Origin of the sequence: Mycobacterium sp. E3247 (assembly GCF_001667785.1) — a bacterium.
GTDB lineage: Bacteria > Actinomycetota > Actinomycetes > Mycobacteriales > Mycobacteriaceae > Mycobacterium.
Genome location: NZ_LZJG01000510.1, coordinates 1 through 704, shown reverse-complemented (window position 1 = coordinate 704; position 704 = coordinate 1). Strand labels below are relative to the sequence as shown.

Sequence of the window (704 nt, the reverse complement as noted above, 5' to 3'; positions counted from 1 at the left end):
TACTCCTCCCGGATCCTGCACAAAGTATTCCGATTCTCCCGGGTCTATCCGGGGATCTTCTCCGACATCTTGTCCAGAACTGTCGCGGTGGCCGGAGCGCCATTGCCGTATTGGCACACCTGCGCAGTGATGATCACATTGTTCTTCGCGCGCGCCACGTTGGGGCAGATCCAACCGGTGATCTGCCCGTCCTCCAGTTCCGTTCCCGTCCACCGCACTCCCGTATCGGTCGCGTCGGTCTTCTGGAATCTCCATCGATATTTGCCGCTCAGGTGGATGACGGCATTGCTGCACGCATCGAGACGCTTGGCAAAAGCGTCGCCAAGCAACACCGTCGCTGCTTTGGAATCGACAACCGTCGCAACGGCTTGACGGACCGCATGCTCGTACGTGTCCTTGTCCTCTTTGTAGAGATTGCTCCGCCACGCGGTGTAAGCCACCCCCACCGAGTACGTGTCCGGCGCGATCAGCGGCTCGCACTGCGGGTTACCCTCGTCGACGAAGGCGGCCACGGGCGGGGAGGTCGCGCCGGGCGGAGGTTTGGACGCCCAGTTTAGTTTCGCACCGACAATCTCGTTAATCAGGTCTGGCGCCAAGATCAGCGAATCGATGGCGTCGGCGAGGGTGCGACCGAGGTGGCGTTGTGGCCGCCGCCCTGCCCGCCGCCACACCCAACCGCCAACGCGACCACTACAGCCCCGAGC

The 704-nt window shown here is 62.6% G+C and carries 1 protein-coding gene; it reads right to left on the bottom strand.

Annotation, left to right across the window (positions count from 1 at the left end; genetic code table 11):
- Window positions 1-44 precede the first annotated feature (44 nt).
- The coding region (locus tag A9X04_RS25810) for a sensor domain-containing protein (protein ID WP_156764538.1) at window positions 45-704 on the bottom strand (660 nt) is incomplete at its 5' end.